The sequence below is a fragment of the Nocardioides aromaticivorans genome, assembly GCF_013408525.1.
GTDB lineage: Bacteria > Actinomycetota > Actinomycetes > Propionibacteriales > Nocardioidaceae > Nocardioides > Nocardioides aromaticivorans.
Genome location: NZ_JACBZM010000001.1, coordinates 4,903,316 through 4,917,206, shown reverse-complemented (window position 1 = coordinate 4,917,206; position 13,891 = coordinate 4,903,316). Strand labels below are relative to the sequence as shown.

General features: G+C 71.6%; 14 protein-coding genes. All 14 read left to right on the top strand.

Annotated features, from left to right (window positions below):
* Positions 1–3: 3 nt before the first annotated feature.
* Positions 4–633 carry a hypothetical protein gene (locus BJ993_RS23620; protein ID WP_179651648.1) on the top strand — a complete coding sequence of 210 codons (630 nt, stop codon included), beginning with the start codon at positions 4–6 and terminating at the stop codon, positions 631–633.
* 7 nt (positions 634–640) lie between these two features.
* Positions 641–1,336 (top strand): hypothetical protein, encoded by a 696-nt coding sequence (locus BJ993_RS23615; RefSeq protein WP_179651646.1) that lies wholly within the window; start codon positions 641–643, stop codon positions 1,334–1,336.
* Positions 1,333–2,703: a LamG-like jellyroll fold domain-containing protein gene (locus BJ993_RS23610; protein WP_179651644.1), complete on the top strand. Its 1,371-nt coding sequence runs from the start codon at positions 1,333–1,335 to the stop codon at positions 2,701–2,703. Before BJ993_RS23615 ends, BJ993_RS23610 begins: the two co-directional genes overlap by 4 nt.
* Positions 2,700–3,665: a S24/S26 family peptidase gene (locus tag BJ993_RS23605; protein ID WP_179651642.1), complete on the top strand. Its 966-nt coding sequence runs from the start codon at positions 2,700–2,702 to the stop codon at positions 3,663–3,665. Before BJ993_RS23610 ends, BJ993_RS23605 begins: the two co-directional genes overlap by 4 nt.
* Positions 3,547–4,122, top strand: coding sequence for a pyridoxal 5'-phosphate synthase glutaminase subunit PdxT (pdxT, locus tag BJ993_RS23600; RefSeq protein WP_179651640.1), 576 nt, complete (start codon positions 3,547–3,549; stop codon positions 4,120–4,122). Before BJ993_RS23605 ends, pdxT begins: the two co-directional genes overlap by 119 nt.
* Positions 4,123–4,187: 65 nt before the next feature.
* On the top strand, positions 4,188–4,955 hold the full coding sequence (locus BJ993_RS23595) for a YebC/PmpR family DNA-binding transcriptional regulator (RefSeq protein ID WP_036544974.1): 768 nt from the start codon (positions 4,188–4,190) through the stop codon (positions 4,953–4,955).
* A gap of 90 nt (positions 4,956–5,045) precedes the next feature.
* Complete coding sequence (ruvC, locus tag BJ993_RS23590) at positions 5,046–5,591, top strand: crossover junction endodeoxyribonuclease RuvC (protein ID WP_036544977.1); 546 nt, start codon at positions 5,046–5,048, stop codon at positions 5,589–5,591.
* Complete coding sequence (gene ruvA / locus BJ993_RS23585; RefSeq protein WP_179651638.1) at positions 5,588–6,187, top strand: Holliday junction branch migration protein RuvA; 600 nt, start codon at positions 5,588–5,590, stop codon at positions 6,185–6,187. The genes ruvC and ruvA overlap by 4 nt, the downstream gene beginning before the upstream one ends.
* A 6-nt stretch (positions 6,188–6,193) precedes the next feature.
* Entirely contained in the window at positions 6,194–7,273 is a 1,080-nt protein-coding gene (gene ruvB, locus BJ993_RS23580; RefSeq protein ID WP_179651636.1) for a Holliday junction branch migration DNA helicase RuvB, read from the top strand.
* 107 nt (positions 7,274–7,380) lie between these two features.
* Positions 7,381–7,704, top strand: a complete 324-nt coding sequence (yajC, locus tag BJ993_RS26700) for a preprotein translocase subunit YajC (RefSeq protein ID WP_179651634.1) — start codon at positions 7,381–7,383, stop codon at positions 7,702–7,704.
* A gap of 2 nt (positions 7,705–7,706) precedes the next feature.
* Positions 7,707–9,491, top strand: a complete 1,785-nt coding sequence (gene secD, locus BJ993_RS23570; RefSeq protein ID WP_179651632.1) for a protein translocase subunit SecD — start codon at positions 7,707–7,709, stop codon at positions 9,489–9,491.
* Complete coding sequence (secF, locus tag BJ993_RS23565) at positions 9,491–10,738, top strand: protein translocase subunit SecF (RefSeq protein WP_179651630.1); 1,248 nt, start codon at positions 9,491–9,493, stop codon at positions 10,736–10,738. Before secD ends, secF begins: the two co-directional genes overlap by 1 nt.
* Positions 10,739–10,744: 6 nt before the next feature.
* Complete coding sequence (locus BJ993_RS23560) at positions 10,745–11,302, top strand: adenine phosphoribosyltransferase (protein WP_179651628.1); 558 nt, start codon at positions 10,745–10,747, stop codon at positions 11,300–11,302.
* Between the two features lie 133 nt (positions 11,303–11,435).
* On the top strand, positions 11,436–13,667 hold the full coding sequence (locus BJ993_RS23555) for a RelA/SpoT family protein (protein ID WP_036545374.1): 2,232 nt from the start codon (positions 11,436–11,438) through the stop codon (positions 13,665–13,667).
* The last annotated feature ends 224 nt before the right edge of the window (positions 13,668–13,891 follow it).

The following is a 13,891-nucleotide window of genomic DNA, read 5'->3' as shown; positions in this document are numbered from 1 at the left end:
GGCATGACCACTGCCCGTTCCCGCGACCGTCGCCGCAGCCTCGCGCTCGTCGGTGCCGGCGCGATCGCCGCGGTCCTCCTGGTCCTCGGCGTGAGCGGCACGCTGGCCAGTTGGACCCGCGCGATCATCACCAACGACACCAACACCCTCGAGGCGGCGCAGGCGCTGGTCCTCGAGGAGACCGGACCCAACAGCGCGGTGTGCACGTCCACCGACGGCGGTGGGTCCGCCAACACGTACACCTGCTCGACCATCGACAAGTACGGCGGCACCGCGACGCCGCTGGAGCCGGGCGACCACCAGTCGGTGACCGTCACGCTCACGAACACCGGCACGGGCAGCGGCCCGCTCGCGCTGGGACCCGGCGCCTGCGCGACGTCCGGGGGGAGCCCGACCGCGACGGCGAGCATCTGCGACGTCGCGCTCGTCACGGTCGTCTGCACGGCACCCAGCGCGCTCGACACCACCGGGGCCCCCGTCGTGCTCTCGGCCTTCGGCGACCAGGCCGTCGTCGCCAGCCTCGACGCGGGGGACTCGACGGACTGCACCTTCGACGTCTCGCTGCCCGCGTCCGCGTCGCCGCAGGTCTCGGGGCAGACCGCGACGCAGCCGCTGGTCTGGACGCTGGGGTGATGGCGCCGTGGCGCCGACGCACCGCCACGCCGCACGGCGCCGGTGGCCGCGCCCGGGCCCGCGTGGCCTCCTCGCCGGCGCCTGCGCGACCGCGGCCGCGCTGCTGACCCTCGGCGTCAACGGCACCCTCTCGGACTGGACGAGCGCGGTGCTGACCAATGGCACCAACACGGTCGCGACCACGACCGCGGTGATCCTCCAGGAGGTCGGCCCCGACGGCACCGCGGGTCACGTCACGCAGACCTGCCGGTCCAGCGACGGCGCGGCCAACTCGGCGACCTGCACGACGATCAACAAGTACGGCGGCACGACCTCGCCCCTCGCGCCCGGCGGCAGTCAGGTGAGCGACGTGGTGTTCACCAACCTCGGCGCGGCCAACGCGTCGAGCTTCGTGCTGACCCCGGGCACGTGCGCGTCCAGCCCGTCGAGCGGCACGCCGACACCCAACAACCTGTGCACCACCGACCTCACGGTGGCGGTCAGCTGCTCGAGCGGGTCGTCGTACTCGGCGGGCGCGGCCTGGACCGACCTCGTGTACGCCGCCGGCTCGGCAGCCAGCATGCCGACGCTGACCCACACGCCGGGCCTGGCGTCCGGCGCCTCGGCGACCTGCCGGATCACGGTCGCGCTGCCCGGGGGCGCATCCGTGCTCGACCAGGGCGTCACGGTCAGCCAGCCGCTGAGCTGGACGCTGAACAAATGACGCGGCCGGGCCGCTGGACCGTCGCGGTGGCGGCGCTGGCGCTGCTCGGCCTCGCCACGGGGACGTCCGGGACCCTGTCCGGCTGGACGTCGGCGGTGGTCGCCAACAGCACGGACACCGCCGCCTCCGGAACCCTCGCCGTGACGCATGCCCACACCGGTGGGCCCTGCGTCGGCGGGCCGCGCACGGCCACGGTCGCGTGTCCGGGCTCCCTGGCGCCCTCGTCCGGAGCGCCCGCGAGCGCGGGGGACACGATCACCAACGACAGCGGCCGTGCGATCACCCAGAGCCTGGCCACCGCCTCGTGCGGCCCGGTCCGCTTCGCCAACACCCAGCAGGCGGGCGACCCGCTCCTGGCGCGCAACGCGGTCGCCTTACAGCGGGCCGACCCGTGGGGCAGCACGTCCTCGGCACAGTTCTCCGGATCGGGCTACGCCACCGACATCGTCGGCACCAACGGCTCGGGCCTGCTCGGCCTGCTGTCCAACAACTACTCGCTGGGCGTCTGGTTCAACGCGTCCGACGCCCAGGGCGGTGGGCTGCTCAGCCTCAGCAGCAGCCTGTCCAACGGCAGCGGCGCGGCCAACCCGGCGCTCTGGCTCGACCAGAACGGCAAGGTCCGCTACGCGGTGTCGAGCACGCTCGGCACCACCCAGGGGGCCAGCTCGTCGTCGTACTCGTCGGGCTGGCACCTCGCGGTCCTCACCGTCTCCAAGGCGGTCCTCGGCGTGACCATGACGATCACCCTGTACGTCGACGGCAACGTCCAGGCGTCGAGCACCGTGCTGGCCCTGCTGACCGGCACCAGCGGCTACTGGCACCTCGGCTGGTCGGACTTCACCGGCCTGACCGCGCCTCCGTCGTCGTCCTTCCACGGGCGCCTGTCCGGCGCGTTCGTCAACCAGTCGACCGCGCTGTCGGCCGGCACCGTCGGCACGCTGTACGCCGCCGCCAGCGCCACTGCCTACCGCACGTCCCTGGCCGGCACGGGCGGGACGGCGTCGATCTGGATGCTGGGCGACGACGGCCTGACGACGTACACGGGGACGCTGCCGGGAGCGATGGCCGACCCGTGCAGCCAGGTGCTGGCGACCCTGGCCTTCACCAACCCGGCAGCCACTGTCGGGCCGATGACCCTGACCGCGCTCGTGGCGCCCGCGTCGAACCCCCGCACGGTCGCGGCGCCGGCGGCGGGGCAGGCGCAGTCCCTGACCACGAGCTCCGCGCGCGGGCCGGGCTACAGCACCGACATCACCGGCCTGCGCCTGCTGGTCCCGCTGACCTTCACCTACGGCACCAGCCCGGCGACGAGCTGGACCATGGCGATGCAGTGGACCTCCGACCCGGCCATGGTGTTCCTCGCATGAGCCGGCGCCGGGCCGTGGTCGCCCTGCAGTGGACCCTCCTCGCCGTGCTGGTCGCGGCCACCGCCGCCGCGGGCGCGTGGCGGGCGGGCGGTGGGCACTGGGAGCGGGTGGAGACGGCCTCGATGGGGACCGTCGCGCCGGTGAACTCGCTGCTGTGGGTCGAGCCCGTGGACATCGGCTCCCTGCACGTCGGCGACTTCGTGACCTTCCACCCGCCGGGCGGCGACGTCACCTACAGCCACCGGGTCGCCGTCATCCACGCGGACGGCAGCATCGGCACCCAGGGGGCGATCACCGCACCCGACCCGTGGCGGATCACCCAGGCGGACCTCGTCGGCGAGGTGGTGTGGACGTGGCCGGGCGTCGGCTGGCTCGTCGTCGCGGCGCCCCTGCTGCTCGTCGGCGGCCTCGTCCTGGCCGCCGTCGCGTGGCTGGTCCGGTCGCCGACCTGGCGCACGCCCGTCCTGGTCGTCGGGGGAGCGGTGCTGCTCTGCGTGGCGATCGTCGTCCACCGGCCCTTCATGCGGGCCCAGGAGCTCGGGTTCGCCGAGGTCGACGGCGGGGCGCGGGCGACGTACGTCTCGACCGGGCTGGCCCCCGTCCGACTCCAGGCGCACCGCGGCGCGCACGTCGACCTGACGGACGGCGAGGTCGGCTCGGTGCTGATCACCCACCGCGACGACGACGGCCGATACGGCATCACGATGCACCCGCGCGTGCCGCTGTGGTGGTGGGCCCTGCTGGTGCTCGCCTGCTTCCTGCCCGCGCTCTGGAGCGTGGTGGCGGGACCGGCCGGACGGCCGCCGCCGGGACGCGACGACCACCGCCCTAGGATCGGTGCCCATGCCGTCGATCGGAGTCTTCGCCCTGCAGGGCGACGTCCGCGAACACCTGCACGCCCTGACCGCGTTGGGCGCCGACGCCTTCCCCGTACGCCGCCCCGCCGAGCTCGAGCGTTGTGACGGGCTGGTCCTCCCGGGCGGCGAGTCGACGACGATGGCCAAGCTGGCCCGCACGTTCGAGCTGCTCGACCCGCTCCGCGAGCGCGTCGCGGGCGGCATGCCGACCTTCGGCACCTGCGCGGGGATGATCCTGCTCGCCGACCGCATCGAGGGCGGGACGGTCGGGCAGGAGACGATCGGCGGCCTCGACGTGACCGTCCGGCGCAACGCCTTCGGGCGCCAGGTCGACTCGTTCGAGGCCGACCTCGACTTCACCGGCCTCGACGCGCCGGTGCACGCCGTGTTCATCCGTGCGCCGTGGGTGGAGGCGGCCGGACCGGCCGTCGAGGTGCTCGCCGAGGCGCACGGGCACCCGGTCGCCGTACGCCAGGGGCACCTGCTCGCCACGTCCTTCCACCCCGAGGTGGACGGGGACGGCCGGGTGCACCGCGTCTTCCTGGAGATGGTCGCCGGATAGACTCGCACGGCTGTTCCGGCGGTGCCGGGCAGCAGGGAAGTCGTCGAGGTAGAAGAGGGACGGAAATGTCTGGCCACTCCAAGTGGGCAACCACGAAGCACAAGAAGGCCGCGATCGACGCCAAGCGCGGCAAGCTCTTCGCGAAGCTGATCAAGAACATCGAGATCGCCGCGAAGATGGGTGGCCCCGACCCGTCCGGCAACCCGACCCTGTTCGACGCCATCCAGAAGGCGAAGAAGCAGTCGGTCCCCAACAAGAACATCGACTCGGCCGTGAAGCGCGGCGGCGGCCTCGAGGGTGGCGGCGTCGACTACGAGACGATCATGTACGAGGTCTACGGCCCGCAGGGCGTCGCGCTCCTCGTCGAGTGCCTCACCGACAACCGCAACCGCGCCGCGATGGAGGTCCGCACCGCGGTCACCCGCAACGGCGGCACCATGGCCGACCCCGGCTCGGTCTCGCGCCTGTTCACGCGCAAGGGCGTCGTCGTCGTCGCCAAGGCCCAGGAGGGCAAGGAGATCTCCGAGGACGACATCCTCGAGGCCACCCTCGACGCGGGAGCGGAGGAGGTCAACGACCTCGGCGACAGCTTCGAGGTCCAGTCCGAGGCGACCGACGTCGTCGCGGTCCGCTCGGCGCTGCAGGAGGCCGGCATCGACTACGACTCCGCCGAGGTCCAGTTCGTCGCCTCGATGGACATCCCCGTCGCCGACCCGACGGCGGCCGGGAAGGTCTTCAAGCTCGTCGACGCGGTCGACGACCTCGACGACGTCCAGAACGTCTTCTCCAACGCCGACATCCCGGACGAGGTCCTCGACCAGATCGAGGAGTGACGGGGCGCCGGCCGGGCGTGTCCCGGCCGGATCGCACGTCCTTTCGTCTACCTTGGTCTCCGAACACATGTTCGGACGGAAGGTGACGACGTGCGCGTGCTCGGGATCGACCCGGGACTGACCCGGTGCGGCCTCGGTGTGGTCGACGGCTCGATCGGCCGGCCGCTGACGCTGGTCGACGTGGGCGTCGTACGCACGTCCGCCGAGCTCTCGGTCCCGGAGCGGCTGGTCACGATCGAGAAGGGCATCGACGCCCGGCTCGACGAGTTCCGGCCCGACGCCGTGGCCATCGAGCGGATCTTCGCCCGCTCCGACGTCAGCACGATCATGGGCACCGCCCAGGCCGCCGGCATCGCGATGGTGTGCGCCGCGCGGCGCGGGCTGCCCGTGGCCCTGCACACCCCGAGCGAGGTGAAGGCCGCCGTGTCCGGCAACGGACGCGCGGACAAGGCGCAGGTCGGGGCGATGGTCACGCGCATCCTCCGCCTCGACGCGATGCCCAAGCCGGCTGATGCCGCCGACGCGCTGGCGCTCGCGATCACCCACATCTGGCGCGGCGGCTCGCAGGCGCGCATCGACGCCGCGCTGGCCGCATCGCGCGCCACCCGTTCCCGTCTGCCCGGAGGAGTCCGATGATCGCATTCGTGCGCGGCAACGTCGCTGCCGTCACCCTGTCCAGCGCCATCGTCGAGGTCGGTGGTGTCGGCCTCGAGCTGATGTGCACGCCGGGCACCATCGCCCAGCTCCGCACCGGCCGTCAGGCGACGCTGCCCACGAGCATGGTCGTGCGCGAGGACTCCCTCACCCTCTACGGCTTCGCCGACGAGGAGGAGAAGGCGATCTTCGAGCTCGTCCAGACCGCCTCGGGCGTCGGTCCGAAGGTCGCCCAGTCGATCATCGCCGTGCTCTCGCCCGACGGGGTCCGCACGGCCATCGCCACCGAGGACGTCAAGACCCTCACCAAGGTGCCCGGCATCGGCCAGAAGGGCGCCCAGCGGATCATCCTGGAGCTCAAGGACCGGATCGGCGCCCCCATCGGCGCGACGGGCGGCGGTGCTCCGGTGGCGGCCGCTGCCTGGCGCGACCAGGTCCACCAGGGACTGGTCGGCCTCGGCTACAACGCCAAGGACGCCGAGAAGGCCGTCGACGCGGTCGCCGACCAGGCCGATGCGGGCTCGCCGGACGTCGGCGCGCTGCTGCGCGCGGCGCTGCGCTCGCTCTCGAAGGCGTGATCGGTCGTGCCCTTCCACGAGGACGAGCTCGCCGCCGCTGAGGAGGTCCACCTCCGCTCGCTCACCGCTGCCGAGGCGGAGGGCGACGAGCGGGCCGTCGAGGCGGCCCTGCGCCCGCGCAGCCTCGACGAGGTCGTCGGCCAGGTGCGCGTGCGCGACCAGCTGGGCCTGGTCCTCGAGGCCGCTCGGCAGCGGGGGAGGGCGCCCGACCACGTGCTGCTCTCCGGTCCGCCCGGGCTGGGCAAGACGACGCTGGCGATGATCATCGCCCACGAGATGTCCGCGCCCCTGCGCATCACGAGCGGGCCCGCCATCACCCACGCGGGCGACCTGGCGGCGATCCTGTCCGGGCTCAACGAGGGCGAGGTCCTCTTCGTCGACGAGATCCACCGGATGTCGCGACCCGCGGAGGAGATGCTCTACCTCGCGATGGAGGACTTCCGCGTCGACGTCGTCATCGGCAAGGGACCGGGAGCGACGGCGATCCCGCTGGAGATCCCGCCCTTCACCCTCGTCGGCGCGACCACCCGGGCGGGCCTGCTGCCGGGTCCGCTGCGCGACCGGTTCGGCTTCACCGCTCACCTCGAGTTCTACGAGCCCGCCGAGCTCGACCTGATCGTCGGCCGCTCGGCGGGGCTGCTCGGCGTCGAGCTCACCGCTGAGGGCTCGGCCGAGATCGCCGGCCGCTCGCGTGGCACGCCACGCATCGCCAACCGCCTGCTGCGCCGGGTGCGCGACTACGCCCAGGTCCGCGCCGACGGCACCGTGACGCGCAGCGTCGCCGAGGCCGCCCTCGACCTGTACGAGGTCGACGGGCTCGGCCTCGACCGGCTCGACCGCGCCGTCCTCGACGTCCTGTGCCGCCGCTTCGGCGGGGGACCGGTGGGCGTCTCCACGCTCGCGGTCGCCGTCGGCGAGGAGCGGGAGACCGTCGAGGAGGTCGCCGAGCCGTTCCTCGTGCGCAACGGCTTCCTCGCCCGCACCCCACGGGGCCGGATCGCCACGCCGGCGGCCTGGGCGCACCTCGGGATGCCGGCGCCGTCGTACCCGACGGACGAGGCGACGCCGACCCTCTTCGAGGACTGACCCCGCCGATCCCGCGGCGGCTGGGGTCCGTGGCTACACTTCCCTGTCGGCCCGCCCCTGCCACGCAGGAGCGGTGCTCATCCCTGCCCCGCTGGAGAGGTTCGTCTGTGAAAGACGCTGCACAACTGCTGCCGATCGTCGCGATCGCCGTCATCTTCTGGCTGCTGATCATCCGGCCGGCGTCCCGCCAGCGCAAGCAGGCTGCCGAGCTCCAGTCGCAGCTGTCCGTCGGCGACGACGTGATGCTGACGTCCGGCATCTTCGGCACCATCGTCGCCACGACCGGTGACAACCTCGAGCTCGAGATCGCGCCCGGCGTGGTGGTCGAGGTCGTGCGCGGCGCCGTGGCGTCCGTACGCCGCGACCTCGCCGAGACCGCGGCCGCCGACGCCCCCGACGACGACTCCACCGACCCCGAAGAGGAGCGCTGAGCATGGCCGCGCGCCGTCCGCGCCCCGGGCGCAACCTGATCATCTTCTTCCTCGGCCTCGCCGTGGTCTACGGACTCACCGCGCTGTCGCAGGCCGGCGTCAAGCCGCCGGAGAAGCCGTGGCGTCCAGCCCTCGGCCTCGACCTCCAGGGCGGCACCCGGATCACGCTGACCACCGACGGGACCCCCAGCAAGGAGAACCTCGAGGAGGCGCGCCGGATCATCGACCAGCGCGTCAACGGCTCCGGTGTCGCCGAGGCGGCGGTCACCACCCAGGGCGGGCGCAACATCGTCGTCGAGGTGCCGGGCAAGGGCGCCGACCGTGACCAGCTCGAGGAGACCGTCAAGCGGCAGGCGCAGCTGCGCTTCCGCCTGGTCGCCTGCTCGGACTTCTCCCAGGGCCCGTGCGCCCAGTCCACCGGAGGCCTGCCCGGCGGCCTCGGCCGTCCGGGTCTCGACCTGAGCGCCGACGGCGAGCCGACCGACGACCCCAGCACCAAGGCCACGGATGCCGCCACCGGCACGGCGGACCCGAGCGGGACGCCCGAGGATGGCGCGTCGTCCGAGGCCCCCGCGGACGGGGCGGCGGACGGCGACGGCAAGGCCTTCACCGCCGAGGACGCGATCGCCTGGGCGCGCAGCCCCGACGAGGCCTCGATCGCCGAGTTCGGCAAGTACACCTGCGACGAGAAGGGCGTGCTCCTCAACGCGACCGACGGCAAGCCGGCCGACCTCGAGGACGACCCCGACAAGCCGCTCGTCGCCTGCTCGGCGCCGCAGAAGGACCGCCCCTCGGGCAAGTACCTCCTCAGCCGCTCGATCATCGAGGGCACCGAGCTCGACGGCGCGTCCGCCGGTACGCCGCAGAACGGCGTCGGCTGGCAGGTCAACATCGAGATGGGCAACGACAAGAAGCGGGCCAACCCGAAGGGCTCGGCCGGCGCGGCCTCGGACTTCGAGACGGTCTCCCGGGCCTTCCAGGGCACCCAGGAGCAGTTCGCGATCGTCCTCGACGCCGTGGTCATCTCCGACCCGGTGATGACCGCCGTCATCACCGACGGCCGCTCCAGCATCACCGGTGACTTCACCGAGCAGGAGGCGCTCGACCTGGCCAACAGCCTCAAGTTCGGTGCGCTGCCGATCAAGTTCGACGACAAGCAGACCTCCGTCGAGGAGATCGGCCCCTCGCTCGCCGGCAACCAGCTCAACGCCGGCCTCACCGCCGGGGCCATCGGCCTCGTCCTGGTGATGCTCTACTGCCTGTTCTACTACCGCGGTCTGGGCCTCGTGGTCGTCAGCTCGCTCTTCGTGGCGGCGGCCATCACCTACGCGATGGTGCTGCTGCTGAGCGAGACCGCCGGCTTCACGCTGACCCTGCCCGGCATCGCCGGCCTGATCATCGCGGTCGGCATCACGGCCGACTCGTTCGTCATCTTCTTCGAGCGCATCCGGGACGAGATGCGCGAGGGCAAGTCGATGCGGGTCGCGGTCGAGACCGGATGGGCCCGCGCCCGGGTCACCCGGGTCGCGGCCAACACGGTCCAGATCCTCTCGGCGCTGGTGCTCTACATCTTCGCCACGGGCGCGGTGAAGGGCTTCGGCTTCGCGCTGGGCCTCACCACGCTCATCGACCTCGCGGTGCTCTTCTGGTTCACGAAGCCGATGGTCTCGTGGCTGGCTCAGTTCCACGCCTTCAACTCCGGGCACAAGCTGTCCGGCCTCAGCAAGGAGACACTCGGCATGGACGTGGCGAAGCCGCGCACCGCGAGCACGGGAGGTGGCCGCTGATGGGCAGGATGTCGCGCCTGGGCAACGAGCTCTACCAGGGCCGCAAGTCGATCAACTTCGTCGGGAAGCCGTGGCTGTTCTACGGCATCTCCGCACTGCTCGTCGGCCTGGCCGTCGTCGTACTGTTCGCCAAGCCGCTCAACATGGGCGTCGAGTTCACCGGCGGTACGACGCTGTCGGTCCCCGTGGGCGACGGCAACGCGACCCAGGGCAACGCCGACGACCTTCGGGAGAAGGTGGCCGACTCCGGCATCGCGAACGCGGAGAACCCCGTCGTCACCACCGAGGGCAACGAGTCGCTGACCGTCCAGGTCGAGAACCTCACCAAGGACCAGCGTGCGGAGATGAGCGCGCTGATCCACGAGGAGTTCCCGCAGGTCGACGAGGGTGACATCACCATCCAGGACATCGGACCGAGCTGGGGCCAGGAGGTGGCCAAGAAGGCCGCCATCGGCGTCGGCATCTTCCTGGTGCTGGTCGTGCTCTTCATCTGGGGCTACTTCCGCGAGTGGCGGATGTCCGTCGCGGCGCTCATCGCGCTGATCCACGACGTGATGCTGACCGTCGGCGTCTACGCCCTGTCGGGCTTCCAGGTGACGCCCGCGGCGGTCACCGGCCTGCTCGCGATCCTCGGCTTCTCGCTCTACGACACGGTGGTCGTGTTCGACAAGATCAAGGAGAACACCCACCAGCTGCGCAAGAACACGCAGTCGTACGCCGACGCGGCCAACCTGGCTGTCAACCAGACCCTGGTCCGCTCGATCAACACCTCGATCGTGGCGCTCATCCCGATCGGCGCGATCCTCTACGTCAGCGCGGTCCAACTGGGTGCGAGCTCGCTGCAGGACCTCGCGCTCGCGCAGTTCGTCGGCATGGGCGTGGGTGTCTACTCCTCGGTGATGCTGGCGCCGCGCGTGCTGGTCCACCTGAAGATGCAGGAGACCGAGGTCCAGATCCAGGCGCGCCGCGCGAAGGCGAAGCAGCGTGCGCTCGCCGACCGCTACGCGTCCGTGCCGGCCGCGGTCGACGAGTCGCCCGTGGGTGGCGGCATCGACGTCGACGACCCCGCGGAGCTGGCCGACGAGGTCGAGGACGCTCCCGCCGAGCGCACGCGACCGGCCGTCCAGCAGGGCGCGGTCGGCAAGGGCCGCAACGTGCCGGCGCCGAACCGCCCGGTCAACGAGAGCGGGAGCTCCGGGCGCAAGCAGCCGCAGCGCCAGTCCCGCTCCAAGCGACCCAAGAAGTAGGGCGCCGTGGCTCACGGGTCGGTCACCGATCGGGCGGTCGAGGCGCTCACCCGGCTCGTCCGGGACGTCCCGGACTTCCCGGAGCCGGGGGTGCTGTTCAAGGACATCACCCCGCTGCTGGCCGACGCCGCCGGCTTCTCGGCCGTCGTCGAGGGGCTGGCCGCTGCCGGCCGGGACGCGTCGGGCGCGACCCGGGTCGACAAGGTGCTCGGCATGGAGGCACGCGGGTTCATCCTCGCCGCGCCGGTGGCGCTGTCGCTGGGCGTGGGCTTCGTGCCGGTGCGCAAGGCGGGCAAGCTGCCGCACGACACGCACAGCGTCGCCTACGCGCTCGAGTACGGCGAGGCGGTGCTCGAGCTGCACCGGGACGCCGTCGCGCCGGGCGAGCGCGTGCTGGTCGTCGACGACGTGCTCGCGACCGGCGGCACGGCGCGCGCGACGTACGACCTCGTCACCGCCTGCGGCGCGACGACGGCGAGCTTCGCCTTCCTGATGGAGCTCGGCTTCCTCGACGGACGGGCCGCGCTCGGCGACGTACCGTCCACCGCGCTGCTGACCGTGTGAGTCCCCGGCCCACGACGCTCGGGGCCGCCACTAGACTGGGGCAATGACCGAGGAGCGCACCCCACCCCGCGTGGTTCCGCGGGTGGAGCCTGCGTCCGTCCCGGTCACGCCGGAGGCGCCGGCCGGTCGCAGCATGCGGGCCCGGCTGGCCCGGATGGGCAGCCGCAGCCAGGCGTCCAACCCGGTCCTCGAGCCGCTGTTCCGCGCGGTGCGGGCCAACCACCCGAAGGCCGACCTCGCGCTGCTGGAGCGGGCCTACGTGACCGCCGAGCGGCTGCACGCCGACCAGAAGCGCAAGAGCGGCGACCCCTACATCACCCACCCGCTCGCGGTGACCACGATCCTCGCCGGCATCGGCATGACGGAGCCGACGCTGGTCGCCGCCCTCCTGCACGACACGGTCGAGGACACGCCGTACACGCTGGAGGAGTGTCGCCGCGACTTCGGTGACGAGGTCGCCCAGCTGGTCGACGGGGTGACCAAGCTCGACAAGGTCGTCTACGGCGAGTCCGCCAACGCCGAGACGATCCGCAAGATGATCGTCGCGATGTCGCGCGACATCCGGGTCCTCGTCATCAAGCTCGCCGACCGGCTGCACAACATGCGGACCCTGCGCTTCGTCAAGCAGTCGACGCAGGAGCGCAAGGCCCGCGAGACCCTCGACATCTACGCCCCGCTGGCCCACCGGCTCGGCATGAACACCATCAAGTGGGAGCTCGAGGACCTCGCCTTCTCGACGCTCCACCCGAAGATCTACGACGAGATCGTGCGGATGGTCGCCGAACGGGCGCCCTCGCGCGACCAGTTCCTCGCCGAGGTGATCTCCCAGGTCGAGAAGGACCTGCGCGAGGCGAAGATCAAGGCGACCGTCACCGGCCGGCCGAAGCACTACTACTCGATCTACCAGAAGATGATCGTCGGCGGCCGCGACTTCTCCGACATCTACGACCTGGTCGGCATCCGCATCCTCGTCGAGGAGGACCGTGACTGCTACGGCGTCCTCGGCGTCCTGCACTCGCGCTGGAACCCGGTCCTGGGCCGGTTCAAGGACTACGTCGCGATGCCGAAGTTCAACATGTACCAGTCACTGCACACGACGGTGATCGGCCCGCAGGGCAAGCCGGTCGAGATGCAGATCCGCACCTTCGCCCAGCACCGGCGAGCCGAGTACGGCGTCGCGGCGCACTGGAAGTACAAGGAGGACGGCCGCGCCGGCAACGACACCGACAAGCCGGGCGACCTCGACGACATGAGCTGGGTGCGCCAGCTCCTCGACTGGCAGAGCGAGGTCGAGGATCCGGGCGAGTTCCTGGAGTCGCTGCGCTTCGAGATCAACCAGGCCGAGACCTACGTCTTCACGCCGCGCGGTGACGTCATCGCGCTCCCGTCGGGATCGACCCCGGTGGACTTCGCCTACGCCGTGCACACCGAGGTCGGCAACCGCACCATCGGCGCCCGGGTCAACGGCCGCCTCGTCCCGCTCGAGTCGACGCTGGAGAACGGCGACGTCGTCGAGGTCTTCACCTCCAAGGCCGAGGGCGCCGGCCCGTCGCGCGACTGGCTCAACTTCGTGAAGTCGCAGCGGGCGCGCTCCAAGATCCGCCAGTGGTTCACCAAGGAGCGGCGCGAGGAGGCGATCGAGCGCGGCAAGGACGAGATCGCCAAGCTGATGCGCAAGGAGGGGCTGCCCCTCAAGCGCCTGCTGTCCCACGACTCGCTCACCCTCGCTGCCGGCGCGTTCCGCCTCACCGACGTCTCCGCCCTGTACGCCGCCGTCGGTGAGGGCAACCTCGGTGCGCAGACCGTCGTACGCAAGGTCATCGAGCTGCACGGTGGCGACGAGGGGGCCCAGGAGGACCTCGCCGAGGCCGTGACGATCACCGGCCGCCGCGGTCGCCCGCGGCGTCCCAGCGGCGGCGACGCCGGTGTGATCGTGACCGGCTCTCCCGACGTGTGGGTCAAGCTGGCCAAGTGCTGCACCCCGGTGCCGCCGGACTCGATCCTGGGCTTCGTGACGAAGGGCGGGGGAGTCTCGGTCCACCGCAAGGACTGCACCAACGCCGAGAACCTGCTGTCCCAGCCCGAGAAGCTCGTCGACGTCGAGTGGGCGCCGACCGGCCAGTCGACCTTCCTGGTCAACATCCAGGTCGAGGCGCTGGACCGCTCCCGCCTGCTCTCGGACATCACCATGGTGCTGTCCGACGCCCACGTGAACATCCTGTCCGCCAACCTCACCACATCGCGCGACCGCGTGGCGAAGTCGCGGTTCACCTTCGAGATGGCGGACGCCAAGCACCTCGACACCGTGCTGAACGCCGTCCGGTCCGTGCCGGGGGTCTTCGACGCGTACCGCGTCACCCAGTGACTCGCTGCGCTGCTGCTGCAGGAATCACCGCCTAGCCGGGGATTCCTGCGGTTGTTGACGGTTGCAGGCGTCATCAACCGTCAACAACCGCCAACAAGCCTGGCGACGCGATGCTGCTTCTCCACAGGCCGTCAGGTGCCGGTTCAGGCCGCGGTGCCGCCGGGCAACGTCGCCGCATGCAGATACCACCCGACGATCCGAGGCTGACGCCGCTTCACTTACGG